This is a genomic window from Streptomyces bikiniensis (assembly GCF_000716625.1).
GTDB classification, from domain to species: Bacteria; Actinomycetota; Actinomycetes; order Streptomycetales; family Streptomycetaceae; genus Streptomyces; species Streptomyces bikiniensis.
In genome coordinates this window covers 42653-68910 of sequence record NZ_JNXJ01000024.1, presented here as the reverse complement: position 1 = coordinate 68910, position 26258 = coordinate 42653, and the positions used below count along the sequence as shown (strand labels likewise).

The 26258-nt window shown below is 70.5% G+C and carries 25 protein-coding genes and 2 pseudogenes; 14 read left to right on the top strand and 13 right to left on the bottom strand.

Going from position 1 to position 26258, the window contains the following annotated elements; all coding sequences use genetic code 11:
• Window positions 1-46 precede the first annotated feature (46 nt).
• Window positions 47-1120 (top strand): YihY/virulence factor BrkB family protein, encoded by a 1074-nt coding sequence (locus OO47_RS20205; RefSeq protein WP_078489754.1) that lies wholly within the window; start codon window positions 47-49, stop codon window positions 1118-1120.
• On the opposite strand, the pseudogene OO47_RS38875 reads toward OO47_RS20205, so the two are convergent.
• Window positions 1068-2333 (bottom strand): annotated as a pseudogene (locus OO47_RS38875) (D-alanyl-D-alanine carboxypeptidase family protein); the annotation flags it as partial. The gene OO47_RS20205 and the pseudogene OO47_RS38875 sit on opposite strands and share 53 nt — an antisense overlap.
• 109 nt (window positions 2334-2442) lie before the next feature.
• Between OO47_RS38875 and OO47_RS38870 the strand changes: the two are divergent.
• The 3 genes and pseudogenes from OO47_RS38870 to OO47_RS37890 all read left to right on the top strand — a co-directional run.
• Window positions 2443-2517 (top strand): annotated as a pseudogene (locus tag OO47_RS38870) (SCO4848 family membrane protein); the annotation flags it as partial.
• Window positions 2518-2592: 75 nt separating this feature from the next.
• On the top strand, window positions 2593-4314 hold the full coding sequence (locus OO47_RS20195) for a recombinase family protein (RefSeq protein ID WP_234323235.1): 1722 nt from the start codon (window positions 2593-2595) through the stop codon (window positions 4312-4314).
• A 685-nt stretch (window positions 4315-4999) separates the two neighbouring features.
• Entirely contained in the window at window positions 5000-5185 is a 186-nt protein-coding gene (locus OO47_RS37890) for an HNH endonuclease signature motif containing protein (RefSeq protein ID WP_324606522.1), read from the top strand.
• Window positions 5186-5987: 802 nt separating this feature from the next.
• Here OO47_RS37890 and OO47_RS20175 read toward each other — a convergent pair.
• Window positions 5988-7334: a hypothetical protein gene (locus tag OO47_RS20175; RefSeq protein ID WP_030218127.1), complete on the bottom strand. Its 1347-nt coding sequence runs from the start codon at window positions 7332-7334 to the stop codon at window positions 5988-5990.
• Window positions 7335-7943: 609 nt separating this feature from the next.
• Here OO47_RS20175 and OO47_RS20165 point away from each other — a divergent pair.
• The 3 genes from OO47_RS20165 to OO47_RS20155 all read left to right on the top strand — a co-directional run bounded on the left by OO47_RS20165 (window position 7944) and on the right by OO47_RS20155 (window position 9565).
• Entirely contained in the window at window positions 7944-8156 is a 213-nt protein-coding gene (locus tag OO47_RS20165) for a hypothetical protein (RefSeq protein ID WP_030218123.1), read from the top strand.
• Window positions 8157-8332: 176 nt separating this feature from the next.
• Window positions 8333-8815 carry a hypothetical protein gene (locus tag OO47_RS20160; RefSeq protein ID WP_030218119.1) on the top strand — a complete coding sequence of 161 codons (483 nt, stop codon included), beginning with the start codon at window positions 8333-8335 and terminating at the stop codon, window positions 8813-8815.
• A gap of 87 nt (window positions 8816-8902) precedes the next feature.
• On the top strand, window positions 8903-9565 hold the full coding sequence (locus tag OO47_RS20155; RefSeq protein ID WP_030218116.1) for a class I SAM-dependent DNA methyltransferase: 663 nt from the start codon (window positions 8903-8905) through the stop codon (window positions 9563-9565).
• A gap of 54 nt (window positions 9566-9619) precedes the next feature.
• Here the strand turns inward: OO47_RS20155 and OO47_RS37885 are convergent, their stop codons facing one another.
• On the bottom strand, window positions 9620-9859 hold the full coding sequence (locus tag OO47_RS37885; RefSeq protein ID WP_030218113.1) for an SCO4848 family membrane protein: 240 nt from the start codon (window positions 9857-9859) through the stop codon (window positions 9620-9622).
• Window positions 9860-10098: 239 nt separating this feature from the next.
• Between OO47_RS37885 and OO47_RS20145 the strand changes: the two genes are divergently transcribed.
• Together OO47_RS20145 and OO47_RS20140 are read left to right on the top strand one after the other, a co-directional pair.
• The gene (locus OO47_RS20145; protein WP_030218110.1) at window positions 10099-11412 is read left to right on the top strand and encodes a metallophosphoesterase; all 1314 of its coding nucleotides are present in this window, start codon (window positions 10099-10101) and stop codon (window positions 11410-11412) included.
• A gap of 192 nt (window positions 11413-11604) precedes the next feature.
• Window positions 11605-13158 carry an ABC transporter substrate-binding protein gene (locus OO47_RS20140; protein ID WP_030218107.1) on the top strand — a complete coding sequence of 518 codons (1554 nt, stop codon included), beginning with the start codon at window positions 11605-11607 and terminating at the stop codon, window positions 13156-13158.
• Between the two features lie 49 nt (window positions 13159-13207).
• Here OO47_RS20140 and OO47_RS20135 read toward each other — a convergent pair whose 3' ends face one another.
• From OO47_RS20135 to OO47_RS20125, 3 genes are all read right to left on the bottom strand, one after another.
• Window positions 13208-13945, bottom strand: a complete 738-nt coding sequence (locus tag OO47_RS20135) for a TetR/AcrR family transcriptional regulator (RefSeq protein WP_033209694.1) — start codon at window positions 13943-13945, stop codon at window positions 13208-13210.
• Between the two features lie 10 nt (window positions 13946-13955).
• Entirely contained in the window at window positions 13956-14393 is a 438-nt protein-coding gene (locus tag OO47_RS20130; RefSeq protein ID WP_033209692.1) for a thiol-disulfide oxidoreductase DCC family protein, read from the bottom strand.
• Between the two features lie 78 nt (window positions 14394-14471).
• Entirely contained in the window at window positions 14472-14909 is a 438-nt protein-coding gene (locus tag OO47_RS20125; RefSeq protein ID WP_030218098.1) for a hypothetical protein, read from the bottom strand.
• A gap of 147 nt (window positions 14910-15056) precedes the next feature.
• Between OO47_RS20125 and OO47_RS20120 the strand changes: the two genes are divergently transcribed.
• Window positions 15057-15836, top strand: coding sequence for an alpha/beta fold hydrolase (locus tag OO47_RS20120; RefSeq protein WP_030218095.1), 780 nt, complete (start codon window positions 15057-15059; stop codon window positions 15834-15836).
• Between the two features lie 614 nt (window positions 15837-16450).
• Window positions 16451-16996 (top strand): MarR family winged helix-turn-helix transcriptional regulator, encoded by a 546-nt coding sequence (locus OO47_RS20115; RefSeq protein ID WP_030218092.1) that lies wholly within the window; start codon window positions 16451-16453, stop codon window positions 16994-16996.
• A gap of 72 nt (window positions 16997-17068) precedes the next feature.
• Here OO47_RS20115 and OO47_RS20110 read toward each other — a convergent pair whose 3' ends face one another.
• The 6 genes from OO47_RS20110 to OO47_RS20085 form a co-directional block, all read right to left on the bottom strand.
• The gene (locus tag OO47_RS20110) at window positions 17069-17650 is read right to left on the bottom strand and encodes a hypothetical protein (protein ID WP_030218089.1); all 582 of its coding nucleotides are present in this window, start codon (window positions 17648-17650) and stop codon (window positions 17069-17071) included.
• Window positions 17651-17756: 106 nt separating this feature from the next.
• Window positions 17757-18515: a succinate dehydrogenase iron-sulfur subunit gene (locus tag OO47_RS20105; protein ID WP_030218087.1), complete on the bottom strand. Its 759-nt coding sequence runs from the start codon at window positions 18513-18515 to the stop codon at window positions 17757-17759.
• Window positions 18515-20269 carry a succinate dehydrogenase flavoprotein subunit gene (gene sdhA / locus OO47_RS20100; RefSeq protein ID WP_033209689.1) on the bottom strand — a complete coding sequence of 585 codons (1755 nt, stop codon included), beginning with the start codon at window positions 20267-20269 and terminating at the stop codon, window positions 18515-18517. The genes OO47_RS20105 and sdhA overlap by 1 nt, the downstream gene beginning before the upstream one ends.
• 24 nt (window positions 20270-20293) lie before the next feature.
• The gene (locus tag OO47_RS20095; protein WP_030218080.1) at window positions 20294-20767 is read right to left on the bottom strand and encodes a succinate dehydrogenase hydrophobic membrane anchor subunit; all 474 of its coding nucleotides are present in this window, start codon (window positions 20765-20767) and stop codon (window positions 20294-20296) included.
• Window positions 20768-20775: 8 nt separating this feature from the next.
• The gene (gene sdhC / locus OO47_RS20090) at window positions 20776-21156 is read right to left on the bottom strand and encodes a succinate dehydrogenase, cytochrome b556 subunit (protein WP_015035721.1); all 381 of its coding nucleotides are present in this window, start codon (window positions 21154-21156) and stop codon (window positions 20776-20778) included.
• 192 nt (window positions 21157-21348) lie between these two features.
• Window positions 21349-21924 carry a 2-oxo-4-hydroxy-4-carboxy-5-ureidoimidazoline decarboxylase gene (locus OO47_RS20085; protein WP_167345348.1) on the bottom strand — a complete coding sequence of 192 codons (576 nt, stop codon included), beginning with the start codon at window positions 21922-21924 and terminating at the stop codon, window positions 21349-21351.
• A 332-nt stretch (window positions 21925-22256) separates the two neighbouring features.
• On the opposite strand from OO47_RS20085, the gene OO47_RS20080 reads away from it, so the two are divergent.
• The 3 genes from OO47_RS20080 to OO47_RS20070 all read left to right on the top strand — a co-directional run bounded on the left by OO47_RS20080 (window position 22257) and on the right by OO47_RS20070 (window position 25271).
• On the top strand, window positions 22257-23867 hold the full coding sequence (locus tag OO47_RS20080) for a beta-N-acetylhexosaminidase (protein ID WP_051716206.1): 1611 nt from the start codon (window positions 22257-22259) through the stop codon (window positions 23865-23867).
• A gap of 122 nt (window positions 23868-23989) precedes the next feature.
• A complete protein-coding gene (locus tag OO47_RS20075) occupies window positions 23990-24628 on the top strand; it encodes a DUF4328 domain-containing protein (protein WP_030218069.1) in 639 nt (212 codons plus the stop codon).
• A gap of 67 nt (window positions 24629-24695) precedes the next feature.
• Complete coding sequence (locus OO47_RS20070) at window positions 24696-25271, top strand: hypothetical protein (protein ID WP_030218067.1); 576 nt, start codon at window positions 24696-24698, stop codon at window positions 25269-25271.
• A gap of 8 nt (window positions 25272-25279) precedes the next feature.
• Here the strand turns inward: OO47_RS20070 and OO47_RS20065 are convergent, their stop codons facing one another.
• Window positions 25280-26029 (bottom strand): Clp protease N-terminal domain-containing protein, encoded by a 750-nt coding sequence (locus tag OO47_RS20065; protein WP_030218066.1) that lies wholly within the window; start codon window positions 26027-26029, stop codon window positions 25280-25282.
• Window positions 26030-26258: the final 229 nt, after the last annotated feature.

Genomic DNA, 26258 nt, shown 5'->3' with positions numbered 1-26258 from the left:
CTCCGGTCACCCGCGCAGCGCACGCATCGAGGGGTACACGCACGACATGGACTGGCTGACCAAGCTCCCCGTCATCGGCCCCTGGGTCGTCCGCCTCATGCGCACCCACGCCTGGCGCGCGTACGAGACCCTCGACCGGGCCCACTGGAGCCGGCTCGCCGCGGCCATCACCTTCCTCTCCTTCCTCGCCCTCTTCCCGCTCATCACCGTCGCCGCCGCGGTCGGCGCCGCGCTCCTCAGCGACGAGCAGCTCGACCGGATCGAGGAGAAGATCGGCGAGCAGGTCCCCGGCATCTCCGACCAGCTGAACATCGGCGGACTGGTCGACAACGCCGGCACGGTCGGGATCGTGGCCGGCGCCCTGCTCCTCTTCACCGGCATCAGCTGGATCGGCTCCATGCGGGAGTGCCTGCGCGCGGTGTGGGGCCTGGACGACATCGAGGGCAACCCGGTCCTGCTCAAGGGCAAGGACGCGCTGATCCTCGTCGGCCTCGGCGGCGTCGCCCTCGCCTCGCTCGCCGCCTCCTGGCTCGGCTCCACCGCCGTCGGCTGGAGCGCCGAACAGGTCGGCGTCTCCGAGGGCGGGGCGGGCGGAGTCCTGCTCCAGACCGCCGCCGTCCTCGTCGGCGTCGTCGCCGACTTCCTGATCCTGCTGTACGTCCTGACCCTGCTGCCCGGCGTCGAACCGCCCCGCCGGGACCTGGTGGTGGCCTCGCTGATGGGCGCGGTCGGCTTCGAACTCCTCAAGCTGCTGCTCGGCGGCTACATGAAGGGGGTCGCGGCGAAGTCGATGTACGGGGCGTTCGGCGTCCCCGTCGCCCTGCTCCTCTGGATCAACCTCACCGCGAAGCTGCTGCTGTTCTGCGCGGCGTGGACGGCGGCGGCCTCGTCCCGCGAGAAGCCGGCCCCGGATCCGGACGGGCCTACTGAGCCGAACCCGGCTTCCGCCCCGACCCGGCCTCCGGCTTCCGCTCCGACCCGGCCTCCGGCTTCCGGGGCGACTCGGGCTCCGGCTTCTGCTCCGACCCGGCCTCCGGCTTCCGGGGCGACTCGGGCTCCGGACCCCGGCCCCGGTCGCGACGACGTGCCGCCGACACGGCCGACGGCCAGCGGCGGTTGACCAGGAACACGGCGCCGGCGAGGAGCACGAGCGCCCCGCCCACCACGGCCAGCGCGGTGCCGACCCCGCCGGACCGCCCGGCCGCGACCGCCTGGACGGGCTGTCCGGGGGCGTTCCCGCCGCCCGCCGACCCCACCGTGCCGTCGGGCGCGGGCGACTTCGTGCGGGCCGAGAGCGGCGGCACCAGCTCGCCCACCGGCTGCACCTTGCCGAGCGCGGCGAAGCCCCAGTCGAACAGCCGGGCGGTCTCCCGGTAGACCGCGTGCTGCTCCTTCGAGGAGGGGTTCATCACGGTGACGAGCAGGACCCTGCCGTTCCGCTCGGCGACCCCGGTGAAGGTCGCGCCCGCGTGCGTGGTGTTGCCGTTCTTGACCCCGGCGATGCCCTGGTACGGCGGAACGCCGAAGTCACCCGTGAGCAGCCGGTTGGTGTTCTGGATCTCGAAGGTCTCGCGCTTCTTCTCGCCGGGCTTCTGTATGCCGGGGAAGGGGGCGCGGACCGTGGCGGCGTACTCGCGGAAGTCCGGCTTCGTCATGCCGCTGCGGGCGATGAGCGTGAGGTCGTACGCGGAGGAGACCTGGCCCGGGGCGTCGTAGCCGTCCGGGGAGACCACCTTGGTGTCGAGCGCCTGGAGCTCGGCCGCCTGGGCGTTCATGTCCTTCACGGTCTGCTGGAGGCCGTTGTTCATCTGGGTCAGGACGTGCACGGCGTCGTTGCCGGAGCGCAGGAAGACGCCGAGCCACAGGTCGTGGACGCTGTAGGTCTGCTTCTCCTTGACGCCGACCAGGCTGGAGCCCTCGCCCATGCCCGCCAGGTCCCGGTTGGTGACCAGGTGGTTCCGCGTCTTGGGGAACTTCGGCAGCAGGGTGTCCGCGAAGAGCATCTTCAGGGTGGACGCCGGGGCGAGCGGCCAGTGCGCGTTGTGCGCGGCGAGCACCTGGCCGTTCTCCGCGTCCGCGACGATCCAGGACCGGGCCGACAGCTCCTTGGGCAGCACGGGCGCCCCGGCCCCGAGCCGCACCTGCGTACCGGGCCTGCCGAGCAGCTCACCGCCGACCGTGGACATGACGGCGGGGGGCTTGGGCTGCGTGTCCTGGACGGCCTTCCCGACCTTCTCGTCCTTCCCGTCCGCGTGGGCCGGCGGCGCGGCGAGGGTGAGCGGAAGGAACACGGCAGCGGCGACCGCCCAAGCGGTCTTCTTCGAAGCAGACACGGTCGTGAACGTACAGGTACGGAACAGAGATCCGAACCCGGGCAGGCCGTTCGAACCAACCTGTCCACCCGGACGCGGCCACCGGGGGGCCGACGGTGATACGGGGGCCATGAAGCTCGGCCGTCGCGTCTCCTGGTTCCTGCTCGCGTTCGGGGTGTGGAACTGGTTCATCTGGATTACTTTCTCTATATAACTAACCATTAGAGCTTCAATGACAGAAAAGAGCAGGTGAGGGACTTTGACCCCCTTCGTTTCGCCCGTGGAAGCCGAGCATCTGGACACGGTGCGGGTTGCCGTCTACGCCCGGCAGTCCAAGGCGCGCCCCGACTCGTCCGAAGCGTCGCCGGAAGCGCAGGTGGCGGCCGGCGAGGCGCTGGCCGTCAGCCGGGGGTGGGAGGTGGTTCACACGTTCAAAGACGTCGGTCGGTCCGGTTGGGATCCCAATGCCATCCGCCCGGGGTTCGAAGACCTCATGTCCGCTGTCCGCGCGGGCGAGGTGGACGTAGTGGTGGTCAACGAACTGTCCCGGCTGACTCGCAAGGGTGCACACGATGCCCTGGAGATCGACAAGGAGTTCAAGAAGCACGGCGTCCGCTTCGTCTCGGTGCTCGAACCCTTCCTCGACACCTCGAACCCGATCGGCGTCGCGATCTTCGCGCTGATCGCGGCACTCGCGAAGCAGGATAGCGACATCAAGGCGGAGCGCCTGCGCGGAGCCAAGGACGAGATCAGGGCCGTCGGTGGCCGGCACTCCGGCTCCGCGCCGTACGGCATGAGGGCGGTGCGCGAGAAGATCGGCAACCTCGTCGTCTCCGTCCTGGAGCCGGACGAGGACAACCCCGACCACGTCGCGATCGTCGAGCGCATGGTGGAGATGTCGTTCGCCGGAATCTCCGACAACAAGATCGCGACGACGCTGGAATCGGAGGACGTACCGGTGCCCGGTGAGGCCGGGCGACGTGCCACCGAGAAGCGGAGGGAGTCCATCAGGGAGCGCCGCGTGTCGAAGGAGGACAGACCGATCCGCTGGCGCGCACAGACAGTCCGCTGGATCCTTTCTCACCCGGCCATCGGAGGCTTCGCCAGCGAGCGCGTGAAGCGCGGCAAGGCGTACGTGAACGTGATCGCCAGGGATGAGGGCGGGGCGCCCCTGACTCCCCACCGGGGCGTCGTCGCGGGGGCCAAGTGGTTGGAACTCCAGGAGCAGCGCAGCAAGCGCAACAAGACCAACAGGCAACCGGGCGGAGAGGCCACACCCACGCTCCTGAGCGGCTGGCGCTTCACCACCTGTGAAATCTGCACGGGGTCCATGGGACAGAGCAAGAACAACGGCGGGCAGGACTACTACATGTGCGCCAACCCCAAGGGCCACGGCGGCTTGAGCATCAAGCGCAAAGACGCCGACGACTACGTGGCCGGGCGCGTCTGGGCACGTCTTGCCGCTGCGGACGTCGACGACAACGAGGACAGGGAATGGTTGGCGGAGGCGGCACTCCGATTCGCGCTCCAGCGCGACCTGTCCGGAGTCCAGGAGGAGCGGCGCGAGACGGCGGCGCACCTTGAGCACGTCCGGAACTCCATCGCCGAACTCCAGGCCGACCGCAAGGCGGGGCTCTACCGGGGGCGGGACGAGCTGGCCATGTGGCGCGCGACGATGACGCAGTACCGGACGTTCGAGGACCAGTGCACGGCCAGGTTGGAAGCGCTGGACGAGCAGACCACGGCAGCGATTCAGGTCCCCTCGGACTGGTTCGAACCGGGCGAGGACCCCTTGGGCGCAGGCTCGCCCTGGGCAGCGTGGGACGTGTTCAAGCGACGCGAGTTCCTGGACCTCTTCCTCTCAGGCGTCTCCATCGGCCCCGGCCGGGACCCGGTGTCCCGCAAGTACATCGCGATCGAGGAACGCGTGACGCTCCACTGGCGGACCCTTGGGACGGATGAGGACCACGAAGACGACGAAGAGACGCTGGCCGCTCTCTGACACTCGGGCACTCGCCGAAGCCCCGGTAGTCCCTCGCGGACCGCCGGGGCTTTGCTGTGCCCGCAGCGGGGCCGACCAGCGGGCGGAGCCATGGCGGTATGACGGTTCAGAGTGTTTTTCGTATGTACAAGAAAAAATAAGGAGAAAACCAAACCGTCCGTCGGAACGCCATTCCGTCATGGGGGCGGGAATCTGTCCGTCCCTCCTACTTCCGGAAGAGAGCGGGACTACCGCACACTCACCCCAAGGAAGATCTCGGCGGACCGAGTGCCCGCCCTCACACCAGCTCTGCCCGTGCACCACGCACCCCACCGTTACGGGGGTGGCCGCAGGGGGCGTGAGGCAGGGCGCGGGGATCGCACCGCCCATGAGTGACCGCCCCTTGACCGGGGGCGCCGAAAGGGGTTGTAAGCGCGTGCGATCCCTCGCCGAGTCCGGACCGGTCCCGCCGGCGAGGGCGCCCGAGGGCTACGCGTTCTCTGCGGAGTCCGCGTGCACCTCGGTGCCAGGGCCGGGCCTGGCGATCGTCTCGTAACCGTCGGCGAACTGCACGGGGCCGGCGGCCCATCGGGGCCGCTGCAAGACCCGCCATGGCACGTACGAGCGACGACCGACCGTCCGGAACCGCCGAGCACGGAGCCGACGACGAGCGGCCCGGAACGATGCTGCTGCGAGGCTCCGCCGGATCATCGAGCGGAAGGGGGCCGCGTGGTGTGACTGGTGCCTGGACGACTTCCCCGCCGACGCGGTAGACGTGGACCACGTGCGGCCCCTCTCGATGGGAGGGACCGACACGGACGGCAACGTTCAAGTGCTGTGCCGGAGACGCCACCGGCTCAAGACCAGGACGGAGTTCGGGCCCGCTGCCTAGAGGTCGTCCTGGTCGCTCTGATCGCCCTTGCCGTTTAGCGCGCTGCGAGCGATCAAACCGAGGGCGCAAGCAGTCGCCCCGTAGACAACGGCTAGTTGCACACGCTCCGACACGTTTTCCATGCGCAAGTGAACTTTCCCAAGCGCTAGTTCGAACTTGCTCTTGACGGCAGTCTCCGAGTCATCGGGACCGGTGAGTTCAGACATAGGGGCAGAACACAGCATCCCGAAGTACGCGTCAACTTTCGCGCCCACTCGCTGAAGGGGGTACCTTCCTTGCCCCGACGACCCCGCCCCCCCGTGCTCGGTATCCGGGTGCCCTGAACTGACTGCCCGTGGTGGCCGTTGTGTCGCTCACGAGCGTCAGGCGAACGCACTGCGGGAGACACCGGGGGACGAGCGCGTACGGGCGACGGTGGCCGAACATCCGGCGCCGCTACCTCTACGCCCATCCGTGGTGCGTGCTGTGCACGAAGCCGGCGACAGTGGCCGACCACTTCCCCGACTCGCGCCGCTCGCTGCTCGCACGTGGCGTCACCGATCCCGACGCGTGGTCGCGTCTGCATCCGCCGTGTACGCCGTGCCACAACCGCGAGACCGCGAAGCATCAGCCCGGCGGACGGGCTGCCGAGAGTGTCCGCCCTCGCTTGCCCGAGCCCTCGACCAGAGCGTGACCCCCTTTCCGCGCCCTGGAAGCACGGCAGGGAGGCAAAAAACGCGCATGGCCCATTTGGGCGTTTTCGTGGAGCCGAAGCCCGCACCCATGGCGCCTATCTGGCGCCATGGGTGCGGGCTGTTTCGCGTTATCGGGGCAACATTCTTTCCGGGGTCACCAGGCGAGCCCGCTCGAAAAGGTCACGGGCTGCGTGATTCTTCATGAACGGGCGAATCCGGCTATGCATGGTTCTAATCCGCTCGTCCGCCCTTCCGGACTGGAGACTGGGGTAGTCCTCCAGGGCGAGAGTCCATGTCTGGCACGCGGCTTCAAGGTGGCCTAGTTCCAGCTGCCTCTCGGCCAGGGTGCAGCGGTGCCGGACCCTGGCACGGCGATAGACGCTCTGCCGAATCCGATCGGACTGTTCCATGGCTTCGATTGATCCGGCGATGTCTCCGAGTTCGTATCGTACTTGGCTCGTGTGGTACAGGAGCGACGACGGGTCGTAAGAGCCGAAAGCCTTGGACTGCGACTCCGCCTTTTCCATGGCCACTTCGGCTTCCCGCAGGTAGCGCTGCGCCTGGACGCGGGCGCCCGTCTGCGCTGCCGCATGGGCTTGCTGCCCCACAAGGAAGGCGCGCATTCGCGGGCCGGCTTGCGGTGAGGCAGCCGCCGCGGCGTCCGCGAGACGCATTGCCTGGGCGCCGTGCCCCAAGTCGACTGCTTGAACGCTCATCCCTCGCAGGGTGGTGCAGAACGTCAAGTGATCCTCAGACGCTCCGGCAAGTTCAAGTGCCTTTAGATAGTACTTCTGCGCCAATCCGTGGAGCCCCTCGTCCACTGCCATATAGCCCGTGAGGTAGCAGAGGTCCGAGACCGCGCCCATCATGGCTTTGCGGACGGATTCCGGGGATTCCATCCGCAGATATGGAGCTGCTGTGTTCACCAGGAATGCGGCAGCCATGGGCCGGGCGGTGCGCCCTCCGAACTGGTCGTCCAGCTCAGAGATTCGCTCGGTCATCGCGGAAACGGTGTGGACATCGGCCATCCCTATGCGCTGGACGTCGCCTTTCTGGACGGCTTCCATCCTGCCGACCACGTCCGGCCAGTTGGGAATGGTCAGCGCAATGGAGAAGAGGCCGACGCCGAGGATGCTTCGGCGGGACGGGTCCATGTCTTGCCTTCCCAGGTCCAACAGCCCCTCCACCGTACTGGGCTGGGAGGGAAGCTGATCTGTCGGAGTTCTGCGGAACCCGGCCTCGTTGTGCGTCACCGGGCGCCGGAGCTTGCGGGAGAGGGCTTCCAGGATCAACGGCCGTGCATCCTCCTTCGGCATGTGGCCCTTGAGCCACTGGTGCACCGACGGCTCTCGGTATCGCAGGGGTGTGCCGCGCTCCGTCCCCAAGCGGTTGATCTCCTGCGCGAACTGTCGCAGCGTCCACCCGGTTTCCCGGTACAGCCGCTCAAGCCCCACGTTCGGTTCCGGGTTGCCCACCGGTCCTCAACTCCCCGAGCCATCAAGCCGCTTAAAGCTCTTAAGTCCTGCCCCTGTTGCAACGGTACCGCTGTGCGTAGTCGCACGGTTGCCTAGTGCGAGCAGAGGTCACCGCAAGGGACGACGCCGCAACGAAGGACCCCGGACATGGATCACAAGCCCGCCCGCGAGATCGAAGACGTGGACGAGTTGGCCGCCCTGATAGAGGCGGGCGGGTTCTGGCGACTCGCGCCGGAGTGGGTGCCTCGGAGCGGCTACGCGTTGCCTATGCGGCCCGTACTGCTCCGGGTGCGTGACGGGTTGGAACGAAAGGGGCGCCGTGAATGCACCTGAGAGCCCGCGCGCACCCGCGGGTGTGGGAGCCGGGAGAAGTTGTCCAGGACACGAGAACGGGGCGTGTGGGGGCGTGATGGGCCACGTCGGCCCGCGCTACCAGCTTCGCCCACTGAATGGGGGTAGGGAATGGGAAGCCGACCCGGCAGAGATGGCCCCGGCGCGGCAGTCGGATGCGCTTACGGAACGCGTGGCCGAAGCGAATCGGCTCGGCCGGGAATGCGGACCCCGGGCGGAGTGAAACCCCGGCCCAAGCCCTATGGGAACACCGGTCTCATGGTGGGGCTCAAGGTCTACGAGTCCTCTCATGACATGGTGGGCGTCGTTTCCGGTTTCGCGCCGGGCGGGATGGTTCACCTCGTCCGGCCGACCGGCTACCAGTGGTCGGTTCCCTGGACGCGTGTGCGCCCCGCCACCGACCGGGAGAAGCGGCAGCTTGCCGCCCTCGCGAAACTTCACTGCACGCGCTGTGCCGGGCTCGCCGCATAGGCCGGCTCACCGCACGGCTCTGCGAACTCCGCTCTCCTCCCGTGAACTCACATCGGAAGCTCCACCGTCTTCCGTCCGGGAGGAGAGCGGGTGCAACTCCCGTCCGTCGAGTGACAGCAAGAAAGACGGATGGGTGGGCAAGTGCAGCAACTCCGACCACAGGAGGAAACCGCACGATGAGTACCGTCGTTCAGACGCGGACCCGTGATCCGCGCATCATCCTAAACACGCTCGCGTCCCGGGTGCCCCATCTGGTCGCCGACGTGGGCGTGTCCGACCTCTGGGAGCGTGAAGTCCGGCTGCTGCTGCGCGACAGCGTGGCTGTCCGGAGCCTTGCCGAACGCACCCTGGGCCAGGGCATCGCGTACCTGATCACCGCTATGGAGAACCCCGGCGTGGACATGGGGGTCGGGTACACCGTCGACATCGGCGTGCACCAGCTCATCCTGGACACGCCGCTCTACTTCGCGCTCTGCGAGGAGTACAACGGCGGGAACTACAAGCACCACGCCCCGCTCATCGAGCGGCGTCGCGACGGCACGGTGACGCGTACCGCCGAGCTGATCCGGCAGAACGGGTTCGCGGTCGACGAGGAGCTGTGGTCGGTCGACGCGTCCGACTGCTCGCCGTGTGACAACAAGGTCCCCGACAGCCACTGATCCGGCACTAGAGTGCCTGCCCCCGCTCTCTTACCTGAGGGCGGGGGGCACCGCTGCGTTCCCCACCACCACAGCGAGGAAAGCCCGTTGCCCGCACGACATGACATCGACGCCGAACGCGAACTGTGGGACACCTTCGCCGAGAGCACGAAAAGCAAGGTGTTCGAGTCTGATCCGGTGTTCTGCTGGACCCAGTACTCCAGCCACGGCCCCGGACCCGAAATCCTCGGTACGCCGACAACCGCCCTCGAAATCGGATGCGGCACCGGGCGGGCACTCGCCTACTTGGCACAGCAGGGGGTCAAGATGACCGGCCTGGACCTCTCGCCTGTCATGGTCGCCAACACCACCGAGCGGTGGGGGCCCCTGGGAGCGCAGTTCGTCTGCGCCGAAGTCCTGAACCACCTCAGCGGGAGCACCGAGACGTACGACGCCATTTACTCCGTCTTCGGCGCGGTCTGGTTCACCGACCCTGCCAAGCTCCTGCCGCTGGTCGCGCAGCGACTCAACCCAGGCGGGGTCTTCGCGTTCTCCCACCCGCCGGCCATCCCTGGGGCGTACGGCCCGCAGGGCATGTACAAAGGCGGGTTCGCCGGAAAGGCCATGTACACGTACCGGTACAGCTACACCCCCCGCAGGTGGACCAGCTTTCTGCTCAAAGCCGGGTTCACGAACCCTGACGTACAGGTCCTCGACGCTCCCACGCCCGGACACATCGGAACCCTGATCGCTCGCGCCACCAGGCCGTAGCCGCTCTCCCGTTCACCCCGTCCAAGCGGTCTCCCCCGAGCCGCGCGGGCGGGGCTACTTGCCCGCGTTCGCTCGCACGCCCCTCAGGCCGATCACGCCCACGGCCGTCCCCAGGAGGAACGACGTGACGGCGAGGGCGAGGTGGACCCAGAAGTAGGCCGTCGGGTCTCCCGCGTCGTCGAAGGCGAGACCGCTCCCGTCCTTCCAGAGGTTCTTCGCGAAGGTCACCCAGATCACCCAGGACCAGACGCCGAACGCGAGCAGGAACCAGGAGACGCGGCGGCTGAGCTTCATGGGATGTCCTTCGGGAGGGCGAGTCGTTCCCCGCCAGTATCGAACCGCCCCCGCCGGGCCCCGGAGGCGGGTCTCTGTACGCTGGGGCCCGGCCGCACACGGATCGGCTCCATCGAGCACCCCCGGGGTGACGGGAGCGGTCTCGCCCCCGATGGCGCGGGCGGTCCGGCGGCAGCCGTCCTCGGGCCGTACGGGGTGCGCGCCGCACCGGCGCCTAGAAGAAGAAGGAGTTCCGGGGCGTGGTCGTCTTCCTGCTGGTCCTGGTCGTGGTCCTCGCGCTGCTCGGCGGCGTCCACTGGTACGTGTGGCGGCGGCTCGTCCGGGACGTGACGGCGCCCGGCGGTCTGCCGCGCCGGCTGGGCACGGCCGCCGTCGTGGTCCTGCCGCTGCTCTCGCTCGCGGCCCTGGTCTCCGCCCGGGCGGGCGTGCCCTTCCGGCTCCAGCAGGTGATCGCCTGGCCGGGGCAGATGTGGCTCGCCGTCCTCCTGTACCTCGTCCTGGCCCTGGTGGTGGGCGAGGCCGTCCGCCCGCTCCTGCGCGCCCGGCTCGCCCGCCGGGCGCCCGCCGCCACGGCCGCGCCCGCGCCCGCTCCGGTGGTTCCCGAGGCCGCGCCGGTGCCGGCCGCGGCGGCCGCCGAGCCCCGGGCGGAGACCGTCGTGGGGACCCCCGTCCCGGACGGTCCCGAGGCCCCGGCCGCAGCGGCCGCCCCGGAAACCCCCGCCGACGTCTCCCGTCGTCTCTTCGTCTCCCGGGTCGTCGGCGGCACCGCCGCCGCCGTCGCGCTCGGGACCGTCGGGTACGGCACGTACGGCGTGCTGCGCGGGCCCCGCGTCAAGCGGGTCACCGTGCCGCTCGCCAAGCTCCCGCGCGCCGCGCACGGCTACCGGATCGCCGTCGTGTCCGACGTCCACCTGGGCCCGATCCTGGGCCGCGCCCACACCCAGCGCATCGTGGACGCCGTCAACTCCGCCCAGCCCGACCTGATCGCGGTCGTCGGGGACCTGGTCGACGGCACCGTCGAGAACCTCGGCTCCGCCGCCGAGCCGCTCGCCCGGCTCCGCGCCCGCCACGGCTCCTTCTTCGTGACCGGCAACCACGAGTACTTCTCGGGCGCCGACGCCTGGGTCGACCACGTGCGCGAGCTCGGCCTGCGCCCGCTGCGCAACGAGCGCCTGGAGATCGCGGCCGGTTTCGACCTCGCGGGCGTCGACGACGTCGCGGGCGAGAGCGAGGGCCGGGGGCCCGACTTCGTCCGCGCCCTCGGCGACCGCGACCGGGCCCGCGCCGCCGTCCTCCTCGCGCACCAGCCGATCGTCGTCCACGACGCCGTGCGCCACGGCGTGGACCTCCAGCTCTCCGGCCACACCCACGGCGGCCAGCTCTGGCCCGGCAACCTCCTCGCGGAACTGGCCAACCCGACCGTCGCCGGGCTGGAGCGGTACGGCGACACCCAGCTCTACGTCTCGCGGGGCGCGGGAGCCTGGGGACCCCCGGTCCGGGTCGGCGCGCCCTCCGACATCACGGTCGTCCAACTCGCCTCGAAACAGGCCTAAAAGGGATTCGTCACTCCCTGCACCGAGAGTGATACGTGCTGCTCATCGACTTAAAGTCTCATATCCCGGACATATACCTGTGATGTGAAGGTTTTCTCTTCCGCATGTGAAATACGTGTGATGGGATGACCGCATCGCGGCAATTCCGGGGGCGCCGCAGCTGGGGTGGTACCAAAAAAAGGAAGCACGGCAATGCGGTCGACGGTCCGTCTGCGGATCCTCATCACTTGTGGAGTACTGGTGGCGGCCGGAGCGGGGGGCTGGCAACTCCTGCCCTCCGACGGCGTCCGGACCGATCCGATCACCGTCGGCACCACCGACGAGATCACTTCACTGGATCCGGCCGGTGCCTACGACGCCGGCTCCTGGGCGATCTACAGCAACGTCTACCAGTCCCTCCTGACCTTCAAGCCGGGCTTCACCGAGCCGGTGCCGGACGCCGCCGAGAGCTGCGGGTTCGCGGGCTCCGGGCTCACCACGTACCGGTGCACGCTCCGCGACGACCTCACCTTCTCCAGCGGGCGCAAGGTGACCGCCGAGGACGTCGAGTACTCCTTCGAGCGGATGCTGGGCATCAAGACGGACGTCGGCCCGCAGCCCCTCTTCCCGACCCTGAAGAGCGTCGACTCCGAGGGCCGCACCGTCACCTTCCACCTCAGCGCCAAGGACGTCACGTTCCCGCTGAAGCTGGCCACCGGCGCCGGTTCGATCGTGGACCGCGAGCGCTACCCGGAGAAGAGCCTCCGCCCCGACCAGGCGGTCGACGGCTCGGGGCCGTACGTCCTCAAGGAGTACAAGCCGGGCGAGTCCGCCCTCCTGGAGCCCAACCCGAGGTACAAGGGCTCCGTCACCAAGGCCGGCCGCCCGGTCCTCGTGAAGTACTACGCCAAGTCCGAGGACCTCGCCGGCGCCTGGAAGGCGAAGGACGTCCAGGTGACGCACCGGCAGCTCCCGCCGGAGTTCGTCTCCACGCTGGAGACCTCGGACGGCACCCGGGTCACCGAGGCGGAGAGCGCCGAGATCCGCAACATCAACTTCAACGTCCGGCCCGGCTCGCCCATGGCGGACAAGGCCGTGCGGCAGGCCGTCGCGGCGGTCCTCGACCGTCCGGCGATCACCACCGGCGCCTACAAGGACACGGTCGAGCCGCTGTACTCCCTCATCCCGCAGGGCTTCGTCGGCCACAGCACCGCGTTCTACGACCTCTACCCGGAGCCGAGCGCCGGGAAGGCGGAGCAGATCCTGAAGGCGGCCGGGGTCAGGACGCCGGTGACGTTCACCTTCGGCTTCCGCAAGGACGCCACCTACGCCGCCGAGACCGCCGAGATCAAGCGGCAGCTGGAGGAGACCGGCCTCTTCCGCGTCGAGACCGTCGAGGTCAAGTGGGAGGACTTCCAGAAGCAGTACGCGAAGGGCGACTTCGACGCGTACACCGTCGGCTGGCTCCCCGACTTCCCCGACTCCGACAGCTTCACCGCGCCGCTCGTCGGCACCGGGAACACCCTGCACAACGGGTTCTCCCACAAGCGGATCGACTCCCTGATCGCCTCGACGCAGAGGTACAGCGACCGGTCCAAGGCGACGGGCGACTTCAAGGCCATCCAGACCGAGGTCGCCACCGACGTCCCGCTCGTGCCGCTGTGGCAGAAGAAGGACTACGTCCTCTCCACGGACGCGGTCGCGGGCTCCCAGTACCTGACGGACGGCACCGGCATCTGGCGCCTGTGGGAACTGAGCTGGATCTGACCGGACCGCCGTGGGGCCGTACTCGCACGAGTACGGCCCCACGGCGTTCCTACTGCTTCCCGCCCGTCCGCTTCGGCTTGCCCGAGGCCGCCATCCCGGCCGCCGTCGGCATGAAGTCGGCCAGCAGTTCGTGGGTCTCCTTGACCAGCGGGCGCAGGACCCGGAAGCGGGAGAGCGAGATGGCGCGGGCGGTGACCGGTGCGAGCCGCTCCACGAGCCGCCGGCTGTTGGCGGCCCCCTCCGACCGGTCGTACACCCAGAAGAGCACCAGGCCCATCTGCTGGAGCCACAGCAACTGCGGCAGCGCCTCGGACAGTTCCGGGTCGACCTTCACCGAGGCCCCGGAGAGGACGCGCCGGTGCACGTCGATCGCGGCCTCGCGCGGCCCCTCCGACTCGGGCGAGAACGGGCTGAGCGGGCTGTCCGGGTCGGCGGCGTTCTTGAAGAACTGGGCGGCGAACTCGTGGTACGGCTCCGCGATGTCCAGCCAGCCGAGGTACACCCCCCGGATGCGGGCCGTCAGGTCCTTCTCGCCGCCGGCCAGGACGGGCTCGACGGCCGCCTGGTGCTCCTCGGCGATCCGGTCGTAGAAGCCCTGGACCAGGTGCTCCTTGGAGGAGAAGTAGTAGTACGCGTTGCCGACGGAGACCCCGGCCTCCTGGGCGATGGCCCGCATCGTCGTCTTGTCGTAACCGCGCTCCTTGAACAGCCGGAGCGCGGTTTCGAGGATGAGCGTGCGGGTCTGCTCGCTCTTGGGGGCCTTCTTCTCTTCCTTCACGTCCTTCACGGAGCCGAGCCTAACCGGGCGGACCGGGCACTTCGCAGCGTCCGTCCCCGCAGCCGCCCGGCCCGGGGGTTCCGCCGGGGCCCTCCCCGGGCCCCTCTCCGGGACCCTTGAGCGCCTCGCGCCACTTCGCGGCGGCCAGGACGGTCATCCGGGCGAAGGGCTGTCCGGCCGGGGTGGCGAGCCAGTGGGCCTTCGGCCGGTGTTCGGCGAGGGCCCAGAGGCAGACGATCCAGGCGGCGGTCGCCCGGTAGACCTGGCCCCGGTCCCCGACCGCGGTGATCTCCCGCAGGGTGGTGGCGTGGTCGAGGGCCGGGAACCGGCGCCGGGCCTCCTCGGACCCGGCCGGCACCAGATCGAGCGGGACGAGCTGCCGCTGCCGCAGCAGCCAGTGCCGCAGGTGCACGCAGAGCGGACAGTCGGCGTCGTACAGCACGGTCAGGCGCTTCACGGGCGTCCGCGGGGCGGGGGCCCCCGGTGCGGGGGCCGGTACCGGGGCGCCCCGCCCGGGTGCGGTCGACACGGCGGTTCAGCCCTGCTGCGGTGCGGGCGGGGCCCAGGGGCCGGCCTTGGGGGGCGTGGTCCAGCCCTGCGGGCCGACCGGCGGCACCTGCTCGCGCTCCATGACCCCGCGCCGGCGGATCTTGTTGAGCACGTACACGTTCCCGAGGTGCATCACGCCGAGGACGAGCAGCACGACCCCGAGCTTGACGGAGAGGGCCTCGAAGAGCGCCCGGGCGTCGAGGACGGCGTCGTCCTGGCTCAGGTAGAGGGCGACGAAGCCGAAGTTGACGAGGTAGAAGCCGACCACGAGGAGGTGGTTGACCGCCTCCGCGAGCTTCTCGTTCCCGTGCAGGACGTCCGCCAGGAAGATCCTTCCGTTGCGGCTGAGCGTGCGGGCGACCCAGATGGTCAGGGCCACGCTGATCAGCAGGTAGACGATGTACGCGACGACAGTGAGGTCCATGCCCCACCCTCCCTTGAACGCGTTCAAAAGCTGGTGTCCCTGACTGTAGACCTCTTCTTGAACGTGTTCAAGTGGAGAGGGGGGCGTGGGAGGGGGCGGGAGGGAAAGAGGTGGTCCCCGGCCCTCCCGCCGCCTAGGGTCGCGCGGGTGACGCTCTCTCATGACCTGGCCGGTACCGGCCCCTCGACCGTCGTCCTGCTGCACTCCGGGGTCTGCGACCGCCGGATGTGGGACGCGCAGTTCTCCGCGCTCGCCCAGGCGGGGCACCGTGTCGTCCGCTGCGACCTCCGTGGCTTCGGCGAGACCCCGATCGACGCCCCGCACACCCACGCGGAGGACGTCCGGGACCTGCTCGACCACCTCGGCGCCGACCGCGCCTCCGTCGTCGGCTCCTCCTTCGGCGGCGAGGTCGCCCTGGAGTTCGCCGCCCGCCACCCCGAGCGGGTCTCGGCCCTCACCCTGCTCGGCTCCGGCATGCCCGGCATGGAGCCGAGCGCGGAGCTGCGGGCCTGGGGCGAGCGCGAGGGCGCGCTCCTGGAGGCCGGCGACCTCGACGCCGCCGTCGAGCTGAACGTCGACACCTGGCTCGGCCCCGAGGCCGGGGAGGAGGCCCGCGCCCTCGTCCGGCGGGCGCAGCGGCACGTCTTCGAGGTGCAGCTCCCCGTCCCCGACGAGCACGGCCCGGTCGACCCCGAAGTCACCCGGGACGAGCTCGCCCGCATCGCGGCCCCCGCCCTGGTGGCCGTCGGCGCCCACGACCTCCCCGACTTCCGGGCGGTCGCCGACGAGCTGGCCCGCCTGCTGCCCGCCGCCCGCCGCCTCGACCTCGACTGGGCCGGCCACCTGCCCGCCCTGGAGCGCCCGGAGGAGACCGCCCGTCTCCTCGTGGACTTCCTGGCGGAGGTCCTGGTGCCGACCGCGCCCTGAGCGGAAACCCCGGGCCCGTCGGCCGGCCGGGCCCCGGGTGAACCTCCGTACGCCCGGGACCGGCGCCGTCCCCGGGCAGCGGCCGCCCACCGCCACCGCCGCGGCGGCGGCGAGCAGGAGTGGCGGCAGCGCGTACGTGGCGAGGCCGGGGTTCGCGGCCAGGACCGGGCGCCGGGGGCTGACGCGGTCCGCGAGCAGCACCCCGAGGAGGAAGCCGACGGCTCCGGTCCGGAGCGGGCCGACCCGGGCGCTGTGGCCGACGAGGCTGGTCCAGTACCAGTACCAGTGCCGGTACCGGTACCAGTCGCGGGAGCGGACCTCCCGCCGGCCCTCGGTGAGGTCGGCGCGGAGCGAACGGCGGGGATCGGCACCCGCTTCACCCGGACGGCGGTCAGGAGCAGCGTGCCCGCGAGTGCCGGGCCCGGGGGAGCCGCCGAAGGGCAGGCGGAAGGAGCGGGTGCGCAGGGAGTGGCGGACGGGTGCGGGCGCCGTGGTGGCTGGGACGGCGGGCATGGGCCGCGGAGCATTTCGGAAACGAATGATTCGTCAGCGAAATATCAGCTTCCGAAAGGCCTGGAGGGGAGGTGTGCCCGCCCCCGACGTACGATCGCCCCATGGACCCGACCCCCGCGCCCCCCGCCCCCTCGGAACGGCGCGACTGGACCGACGGTCACGTCGCCCGCTGGCAGCCCGTCCTGCCCGGCCTCGACCCCGTGGTCGAGGGCGCGGTCACCCGGATGAAGAAGCTCTCGGTCCATCTGCGCCGGGTCAGGGAGCAGTCGCTCGTGGACTTCGACCTGGAGCGCCACGAGTTCGACACGCTCCACAAGCTGGCCGGCCGCGGCGGCAGCGCCGCCCCCTCCGAGCTGGCGCAGGACCTCGACCTGGCCCCCGCCTCCGTCTCGGGCCGCCTCGACGTCCTGGAGAAGCGCGGTTTCGTCCGGCGCACCCAGTCGACCGCCGACCGGCGCCGGGTCGTCGTGGAGCTCACGGTCTCCGGCCGCGAGACCTGGCTCGGCGCGATGGACGTCCTCGGCCACGAGGAGTACCGGCTCCTCGGCGTCCTCACCCCCGAGGAGCGCACCCTGCTCAACGACATGCTGCGCCGGGTGATGGTGGCGGCGGAGGCGGACGACGCCCCCGACGCCCGGCCTCACTGACCCCGCCCCCGACGCCCGGCACCACTGACCCCGGCCCCGCGCCCGGGGCCGCTCGGTCGGGGGTTCACGCGGTCACACGCTCAGCGAGCGCGCGAAGTTCAGCTGGCCCATCACCCAGTGGATGGTGTCCGGACCCGTCGCCGGGATCATCGTCGCGTGGTGCCGGCCCCCGCTGGTCACGGTGACCTGGATGAAGCCCGTGGTCTTCTTCTCCTTCATCAGGAGGAACAGCAGACCCACCAGGCACAGCAGCGCGAAGACGATCGCGAGCACGATCGCGACCGTCGGGATCTTCTCCTCGGTCCGCGACATGTCCATCGCGTTCCACACCGCGCCCTTCAGCGGCATCGACCCGGCCGGAGTGATGATCTGGTCCCCGACGACCGTGATGTCCCCGAGCGCGAGCACCGGCGCGGCCCCGGCCGGCGCCGGCGGGAACTGCTGCGGCACGGGCACGCCCTCGGCGAGGGTCGGCTGGTACGCCGGGTTCTGCGGGTACGCGGGGGGCTGCGGGTACCCGTACCCGGGGGCCGCGTCCTGCGGGTAGCCGTACCCCGGCGTCCCGGGCGCGCCGCCCCGGCCCGGTGCCTGCCCGGGGCCCTGCCCCGGACCCCACTTGTACTCGCCGTCCGCGTAAGGGTTCGGCTCGCTCATCAGTCCAGTCCCCGCTCTCCACAACGACACACGTGCGCGTGCGGACGGGAAAGCCCGCCCCCGCACGCCGAGCGTACAGAAGCGGGCTCAACCGCCGTGCGGTGGTTCAGAAACGGCGCGTGATCAGCGCGCGCTTCACTTCCTGGATCGCCTTGGTGACCTCGATGCCGCGCGGGCAGGCGTCCGTGCAGTTGAACGTGGTGCGGCAGCGCCACACGCCGTCCTTGTCGTTCAGGATCTCCAGGCGCTGCTCGCCGGCCTCGTCGCGCGAGTCGAAGATGAAGCGGTGCGCGTTGACGATCGCGGCCGGACCGAAGTACTGGCCGTCGTTCCAGAAGACCGGGCAGGACGACGTGCACGCGGCGCACAGGATGCACTTGGTGGTGTCGTCGAAGCGCTCGCGGTCCTCGGCGGACTGCAGGCGCTCGCGGGTCGGCTCGTTCCCCTTGGTGACCAGGAACGGCATGACGTCCCGGTACGCCTGGAAGAACGGCTCCATGTCCACGACCAGGTCCTTGAGGACCGTCAGGCCCTTGATGGCCTCGACCGTGATCGGCTTCTCGGGGTTGATGTCCTTGATCAGCGTCTTGCAGGCGAGCCTGTTCTTGCCGTTGATCCGCATCGCGTCCGAGCCGCAGATGCCGTGGGCGCACGACCGGCGGAAGGTCAGCGTGCCGTCGACGTCCCACTTGATCTTGTGGAGGGCGTCGAGCACGCGCTCCTTGGGGTCGATCTCGATCCGGAAGTCCTCCCAGACCGCCGCGTCCGAGATCTCGGGGTTGAAGCGGCGGATCCGCATCGTGACCGTGATGTACGGCGAGGCGGCGGAGTCCTTCTCGACCTTGTCCAGTACGGGGGTAGCCATCAGTACTTACGCTCCATCGGCTGGTAGCGGGTCTGGACGACCGGCTTGTAGTCGAGACGCACGGTCTCGGAGCCGTCCTTGCCGACCTCGCGGTACGCCATCGTGTGACGCATGAAGTTGACGTCGTCGCGGTTGGGGTAGTCCTCGCGGTAGTGACCGCCGCGGGACTCCTTGCGCGCCAGGGCCGAGACGGCCATGACCTCGGCCAGTTCGAGCAGGTTGCCCAGCTCGATGGCCTCCAGGAGGTCGGTGTTGAAGCGCTTGCCCTTGTCCTGGATGGACACGTTCTCGTAGCGCTCGCGCAGCTCGGCGATCTTCTCGACGGCCGTCTTGATGGTCTGCTCCGTGCGGAACACCATCACGTTGGCGTCCATCGTCTCCTGGAGCTCGCGGCGCAGGTCGGCGACCCGCTCGCTGCCCGTGGAGTTGCGCAGCTTCTCGATCTGCCCGACGACGAACGCCTCGGGGTTCTCGGGCAGCTCGACGTAGTCGGCCCTGGCCGAGTACTCCGCCGCGGCGATGCCGGACCGCTTGCCGAAGACGTTGATGTCGAGCAGCGAGTTGGTGCCGAGGCGGTTGGCGCCGTGCACCGACACGCAGGCGACCTCGCCGGCCGCGTACAGGCCCGGGACGACGGTGGTGTTGTCCGCGAGGACCTCGCCCTCGACGTTGGTCGGGATGCCGCCCATGGCGTAGTGCGCGGTGGGCTGGATCGGGATCGGGTCCGTGTACGGCTCGATGCCGAGGTACGTACGGGCGAACTCGGTGATGTCCGGCAGCTTGGCGTCCAGCTGCTCCGGCGGGAGGTGCGTCAGGTCCAGGTAGACGTGGTCGCCCTCGGGACCGCAGCCGCGGCCCTCGCGGATCTCCGTGTAGATGGAGCGGGAGACGACGTCGCGGGACGCGAGGTCCTTCATGACGGGCGCGTACTTCTCCATGAAGCGCTCGCCGTCCTTGTTGCGCAGGATGCCGCCCTCGCCGCGGGCGCCCTCCGTGAGCAGGATGCCCATGCGCCAGATGCCCGTTGGGTGGAACTGGAAGAACTCCATGTCCTCCAGGGGCAGGCCGCGCCGGTAGCAGGCGGCCTGGCCGTCACCGGTGAGGGTGTGCGCGTTGGAGGTCACCTTGAAGAACTTGCCGGTGCCGCCGGACGCGTAGATCACGGCCTTGGCCTGGAAGACGTGGATCTCGCCGGTGGCCAGCTCGTAGGCGACGACGCCCGCGGAGTGCTTGACCCCGTCGACCTCGGTGATCAGCTGGTCCAGGACGTAGAACTCGTTGAAGAACTCCACGCCCTCCTTGACGCAGTTCTGGTACAGCGTCTGGAGGATCATGTGGCCGGTGCGGTCCGCGGCGTAGCAGGACCGGCGGACCGGGGCCTCGCCGTGGTTGCGGGAGTGACCGCCGAAGCGGCGCTGGTCGATGGTGCCGTTCGGGGTGCGGTTGAACGGCAGGCCCATCTTCTCCAGGTCGAGGACGGCGTCGATGGCCTCCTTCGCCAGGATCTCGGCGGCGTCCTGGTCGACCAGGTAGTCACCGCCCTTGACCGTGTCGAAGGTGTGCCACTCCCAGTTGTCCTCCTCCACGTTGGCGAGCGCGGCGGCCATGCCGCCCTGCGCGGCGCCCGTGTGGGAGCGGGTGGGGTAGAGCTTGGTGAGCACGGCGGTGCGGCTGCGCTTCGTCGCCTCGATGGCGGCGCGCATGCCGGCGCCGCCGGCCCCGACGATGACGGTGTCGTACTTGTGGATCTTCATGGGTGGATTACCTCAGCCCCGTGCCTAGCGGATGTTCGGGTCGAAGGTGAAGATCACCAGCGTGCCCAGAAGGATGGTGAACACCGTGGCGGTGTACAGCAGGCCCTTGAGCCACAGGCGCGTGTTGGCCCGCTCCGCGTAGTCGTTGATGACCGTGCGGAGGCCGTTGGCGCCGTGCAGCATGGCGAGCCAGAGCATCAGCAGGTCCCAGACCTGCCAGAACGGGGACGCCCAGCGGCCGGCCACGAAGGCGAAGCCGATCTTGGAGACGCCGCCGTCCAGGAAGAGCTGGATCAGCAGGTGGCCGAGGACCAGCACGACGAGGACCACGCCGGAGAGGCGCATGAAGAGCCACGCGGCCATCTCGAAGTTGCCGCGGGTCGCGCGCGGGGTCCTGCCGGTGCGCTTGCGGGGGGCCTCGATGTACGGCGCGGGGTTGTCCACGTCGTAGCCGCCGCCCTCGACGGGGCCGATCGCGGAGGTGGTGTCAGTCGACATGTCTGGCGTCAGCTCCCGAACAGTTCGCGTGCGGCGTGCCCGAGGACGGGGTACAGCGAGCCCGCCATCAGGACGACCCAGATGCCCACGACGGTCCAGAGCATCTGCTTCTGGTAGCGCGGGCCCTTCGACCAGAAGTCCACGGCGATGACGCGGAGGCCGTTCAGCGCGTGGAAGAGGATGGCGGCGACCAGGCCGTACTCGAGGAGAGCGACGATCGGCGTCTTGTAGGTCGCGACGACCTCGTCGTAGGCCTCGGGGGAGACGCGGACGAGAGCGGTGTCAAGGACGTGTACGAACAGGAAGAAGAAGATGAGGACGCCGGTGACTCGGTGAGCCACCCAGGACCACATTCCTTCCCGGCCGCGGTACAGCGTTCCAGCCGGCACGGAAAAACCCTCCGGGAGCGGGGATCGGGGCCGGCCGGCTTCTCTGTCGGTCTGGCCCGGCCGGGTACGGTCCACCGGCCCCGGTCATCGTAGCGACGAGTCGTCGGTTCGCTCGCGCGGGGTCCATAGGTGTGATCAAACAGGCACGGACGGGCTATCGTACGAGCCGGAAACACCGCGTTCCGGACGAAATCACAGCTCGGAGTGTCGGGCGGTGAGCCCTTCGGTCAGCCGGAGGGCCAGCCGGGCGCGGGCGAGCCGGCGCAGCTCCTCGGCCGCGATCACCCGCTCCTCCTCCGGTTCGTTGCCGAGACGTGACCGGATTCCGGCCAGAACCTGGTCGAGTCGCTCCTCGGGCCGCACCCCGTCGAGGCTGATCACGAACGCGTGCCCGAAGCTGCTTTCGTACGCGGCGTGCGCGGCCCGCAGCGCGGTCCGGGCGGCCGGCGGGGCGCCGGGGTGCGGCGGCAGGGAGGACTCGGCGGCCAGGGCGCCGTCGAGGTCGGCGCGGGACAGGTCGTAACCGGCCTCGTCGGCGGCGGCGAGCAGGGCGTCCACCGTGGGGTAGGGGCGGTGCGCCGCCACCCGTTCGGCCCAGCGGAGGCTGTGGCAGCAGGAGAGCAGCAGGGTCACGGCCTCGGCGTGGGACGTGGCGTTGAAGCCGACGAGACCGCCGGCGCGCCGGGGCGCGGGGGGCTGCGGGCCCGGTATGGCGGACGCGTCCGTGGAGCCCGGTTTCCGGCAGGGGGCGTGCGTGTCGCTGGTCAGCGTGGGCTCCGGTTACTCCGGGACGGATGGGGTGGGCGTGACGGAACGTTATCGACGGGACGGGGGAAGTGTCCGACGAGTGCGCGATTTTCACCCGGAAGGGAGAGTTTCGGAACACCTGATGGACGCTGGGGTTCCGGTCGCCGGCCCGCGGGTGAACACGGGGCGTCGATCGGCTCCGCCGACGCGGTTGCCGCCGCACTGGGTGACGGCATCCGGGGTTCCGGCGTTCCCTCCGTCCCGGATGCGGGGGTTCCGATCCCGCCGTCCGGTCCGTCCCGGACCGTCGCCCGATTGGCCGGACCCGGATCCGTAGGAGAGGATTCCGATTGATGCGGTACTCCATACGAGGGCCCCGGCGGGGCCCCGCGCTCCTGGCGACCGCGGTGGCGCTGGCCACCGTGGCGGCCTGCTCCGGCGGCTCCGCGGCGGGGCCGGCCGGCTCGCCCTCCGCCCCGTCCCCCGGCCCGGCCACGAGCGCGCAGCCCTCGCCGACGCCGACACCGACCCGTACGTACCCGCTCTCCAGCGCGCCCCGCACGGTTCCGGCCGTCCGCTCCCACGAGCCCGCCCGCGGCCCCGGCTGGAAGCCGGCGCCCGCCGGCGGGGTGGTCATAGCCGCGAACAGCGGCGGCCTCGCCGACGAGGGGAAGCTGATCGCGGGCGAGCTGGGCATCCCGTACCGGGGCGCCGTCGCCGCCGGACCCGGGGACGTCGAGCTGGCCCTGGGCGGGACGGGCGCCCCGGAGTCGTACACCCTCGCCGTCCGCGACGGGCGGGTGCGGATCAGCGGGCCCGACGAGGCCGGGGTCTTCTACGGCACCCGGACCCTCAAGCAGTCGGTGAAGGCGACCGGCGCGATGCCCGAGGGGACGGTGAACGACCGGCCGGCCAAGCCGCAGCGCGGGCTGAACGTGGACACCGCCCGCAAGCACTTCACGGCCGCCTGGATCGAGGACCGCATCCGGGAGATGGGCGACCTCAAGCTCAACCAGCTCGGACTGCACTTCTCCGACGACCAGGGCTTCCGGATCGCGTCCGACAGCCACCCCGAGGTGGTCTCCGCCCAGCACCTCACCAAGGCGGAGGTGCGGCGGATCCTCGCGCTCGCCGCCGAGCGGCACGTGACCGTCGTCCCCGAGATCGACTCCCCGGGGCACCTCGGCGCGGTCATCGCCGCCCACCCGGACCTCCAGCTCCGCAGCGCGACCGGCCGGGCCCCGCGCGGCGCCGTCGACATCGCGAACCCGGAGTCCGCGAGGATCGTCGACGACCTGCTGCGCGAGTACGCCCAGCTCTTCCCCGGCGCGTACTGGCACCTCGGCGCCGACGAGTACGTGGCCCTCATGGCGAAGGACCCCGAGGCCACGTACCCGGAGCTGGCGCGGGCGGCGAAGGCGAAGTACGGGCCCTCGGCCCGCGTCCAGGACCTGGCCACCGGCTGGCTCAACGACCGCGCCGCCGTCGTCCGTCCCACCGGCAAGATCCTCAAGGCCTGGAACGACGGCTTCTTCACGGGCGGGGTCGTGAACGCGGCGAAGGACCTGGAGGTCGAGTACTGGACGGGCAAGGAGATCGGCGCCCGGTCGCCCGTCTCGTACCTGAGCCAGGGCCGGAGGATGGTCAACCTCAACGACGAGTACCTCTACTACGTCCTCGGCGAGCCCAACGACTTCGCGTACCCCACCGGCCGCCGCATCTACGAGCAGTGGACCCCGCTCGTCGTGCGCGGCACCGGCCCCGTCCCGGCGAAGTACGACCCCCAGATCCTCGGCGCCCGCTTCGCCGTCTGGTGCGACCTGGCGAACTCCCAGACCCCGGCCCAGGTCGCGGCCGGCATCCGGCTCCCCCTGGCGGCCCTCTCCCAGAAGGTCTGGAACCCGGCGAAGCCGACGGAGAGCTGGGACCGGTTCCGGGCGCTGGCGGAGCGGGTGCGCGGCTGAGCAGGGCTTTTGGCATGGACGTACCGACTTCGCATCGCGTACGTTCCCCCGGCGGCGGTCGCACGGCCGCCGCCGGCGCCTCGGGGAGGGGCGCCGACCTTCCCTGGGGGACCCCTGTCTTGATGCTCCGTAATCCGAACGGACTTTCGTACGCCGTCGTGGCCCTGCTGGCGGGCAACGCCGTCTTCGACGTCCTGCTCGCCACGTTCGAGATCCGCTTCCTGCTGGCCGACGCCGCCACCGACTTCTTCGACCCGGCCGTGTTCGGCGCCTTCGACCTGAACGTGGCCTACAGCTTCGCGTACATGGTGTACGTGGCGACCGGGATCGTCTTCCTCGTCTGGTTCTACCGGCTGCGGAAGAACGCCGAGGTCTGGGCCGGTGACCTACAGGGCCGGAAGCCCGGCTGGGCCATCGCCGGCTGGCTCGTTCCCTTCGTCAACCTGTGGATGCCGAGGGGGATCGCCGCCGACATCTGGCGGGCCAGCAGGTGGCAGCCGTACGCCGCCGACGAGGCCCGGGAGCTGACGCTCCTCAACGCCTGGTGGACGTTCTGGGTCTCCAGCATGGTCGTGGGCGGGATCGCCTCGCAGCTCTACAAGCGGGCCGAGACCGCCGACGCCCACATCACCGCGGCCTCCTGGTCCCTCGCGGGCTGTCTGCTCGACATCATCGCCGCCGTCCTCGCGATCCTCTTCGTCCGGCGCCTCACCTCTATGCAGCACACGAAAGCCACTGGCATGATTCCGGCCACACAGTGACGAAGAGGCGACCCCCCGCGACGTAAGGGGAAGCGCCGCGTCCGTATCGGGTGGCGAGGAGGCGTCCATGACGTCGGGGAAGCCGGAGAACGACCGGAGCCTGCGGGAGCTGATCGACGGGGCCGACGAGCGGGGCCTGGCCGCGGCCGGCCTCGCCTGCCTCGACCGCTGCCTCCCGCTGCTCGCCGCCGACCGGGGCGAGGTCCTGCGGCCCGTCTGGGCGGCCGTCGCGCGCGCCGACGGCGGCGCGTGGGGCGAGGCCGTCGCCAAGGCCCGCGTGGAGTTGGACGCCGAGGGCGGCGGGGACGCGGCGGAGGCCGTGCGCGGCATGCTGGCGTCCGCCCCCGGGGAGTGGTCGCCGGAGGCCCTGCGCGCCTGGGTCGGCACCTGCTCCGGCACCGCCCTCGCGCTGCACGGGCGGTACGACGCGGCAGGCGCCGACGCGGACCTCGTCGAGCGCTGCCGCGCCGGGGACGCGGACGGCGCGGGCCCGCTGCTCGCCGGGGAGCTCCGCCGCCAGCGGGCCGTCCTCGAATCGGCCGCCCACGGCCCGACCGGTCTGCGCCGGGCCCGCGAGCTCTCCGTCGAGGGCGGCCGGGTGCTCCGCGCGGTCGTCTCCCGCCGGGCCCGCACCACGGCCTGAGGGGACGGTCAGGCTTCCGGCTTCTGCTCCGGGGCCTCGATCGTGAGCGAGGCGACCGCCTCGGCGATCTCCCGCTCCGCCGTCGCCTTGTCGAGGCCGAGCCCGCTCAGGACGCCTTCCCCGTCCTCGTGCTCCAGGAGCGCGAGCAGGACGTGCTCGGTGCCCACGTAGGGGTGTCCGAGGCGCAGGGCCTCGCGGAACGTCAGCTCCAGGACCTTCTTCGCCGCCGCGTCGTACGGCACGAGCGCGGGCGGCTCCTCGACGCCCGGCGGCAGGGTCGCGGCCGCCGCCTCGCGCACCCGCTCCAGGGGCACGCCCCGCGAGGCGATCCAGTGCGCCGCGAGCCCCTCGGGCTCGGCGAGCAGCCCCAGGACCAGGTGGGAGGGGGTGATCTCGGCGTTGCCGACGGCCGTGGCCTCGTTCTGGGAGGCCATGACCACGTTCCGCGCGCGGGGCGTGAAGCGGCTGAACCCGGCGTTCGGGTCCGTCTTCTCGGCGTCGGGGTCCTTGGGCACGAACCGCTTCTGGGCCGCCTGGCGGGTGACGCCCATGCTGCGGCCGATGTCGGTCCAGGAGGCGCCGGAGCGCCGGGCCTGGTCCACGAAGTGCCCGATGAGGTGGTCGGCGACGTCACCGAGGTGGTCCGCCGCCATGACCGCACCGGAGAGCTGCTCCAGCGCGTTCGGGTGGACCTTCTTGATGGCTTCGATGAGTTCGTCGAGGCGGACGGGGACGGTCGGAACGACTGGATTCGTCATGAGGCAACCCTAGGTTGACACCCCTGGAGTGTCAACCGTCGGTTGACATGCGCGAGGGCATGGCGAGCCGACGGTCCGGAGGCCGTGAAAAAGGGAAGGAGAGAGGAGAAGGAGAGACGACCGGGGCCGCCACCCCCCACAGGAGAGGCCCCGGTCGTCCTCCACGGAGCCGCAGCACGGCTCCGTACTCCTATCAGCGCCGGGGGTGCGCTTTCTGTCACACCGCGTC

Coding starts and splice junctions, on each gene's coding strand:
- OO47_RS20205 (WP_078489754.1), top strand. CDS start 47: ATGGACTGGCTGACCAAGCTCCCCGTCATCGGCCCCTGGGTCGTCCGC.
- OO47_RS20165 (WP_030218123.1), top strand. CDS start 7,944: ATGGTGGGGCTCAAGGTCTACGAGTCCTCTCATGACATGGTGGGCGTC.
- OO47_RS20160 (WP_030218119.1), top strand. CDS start 8,333: ATGAGTACCGTCGTTCAGACGCGGACCCGTGATCCGCGCATCATCCTA.
- OO47_RS37885 (WP_030218113.1), bottom strand. CDS start 9,859: ATGAAGCTCAGCCGCCGCGTCTCCTGGTTCCTGCTCGCGTTCGGCGTC.
- OO47_RS20140 (WP_030218107.1), top strand. CDS start 11,605: ATGCGGTCGACGGTCCGTCTGCGGATCCTCATCACTTGTGGAGTACTG.
- OO47_RS20125 (WP_030218098.1), bottom strand. CDS start 14,909: ATGGACCTCACTGTCGTCGCGTACATCGTCTACCTGCTGATCAGCGTG.
- OO47_RS20115 (WP_030218092.1), top strand. CDS start 16,451: ATGGACCCGACCCCCGCGCCCCCCGCCCCCTCGGAACGGCGCGACTGG.
- OO47_RS20110 (WP_030218089.1), bottom strand. CDS start 17,650: ATGAGCGAGCCGAACCCTTACGCGGACGGCGAGTACAAGTGGGGTCCG.
- OO47_RS20105 (WP_030218087.1), bottom strand. CDS start 18,515: ATGGCTACCCCCGTACTGGACAAGGTCGAGAAGGACTCCGCCGCCTCG.
- sdhA (WP_033209689.1), bottom strand. CDS start 20,269: ATGAAGATCCACAAGTACGACACCGTCATCGTCGGGGCCGGCGGCGCC.
- OO47_RS20095 (WP_030218080.1), bottom strand. CDS start 20,767: ATGTCGACTGACACCACCTCCGCGATCGGCCCCGTCGAGGGCGGCGGC.
- OO47_RS20080 (WP_051716206.1), top strand. CDS start 22,257: ATGCGGTACTCCATACGAGGGCCCCGGCGGGGCCCCGCGCTCCTGGCG.
- OO47_RS20075 (WP_030218069.1), top strand. CDS start 23,990: ATGCTCCGTAATCCGAACGGACTTTCGTACGCCGTCGTGGCCCTGCTG.
- OO47_RS20070 (WP_030218067.1), top strand. CDS start 24,696: ATGACGTCGGGGAAGCCGGAGAACGACCGGAGCCTGCGGGAGCTGATC.
- OO47_RS20065 (WP_030218066.1), bottom strand. CDS start 26,029: ATGACGAATCCAGTCGTTCCGACCGTCCCCGTCCGCCTCGACGAACTC.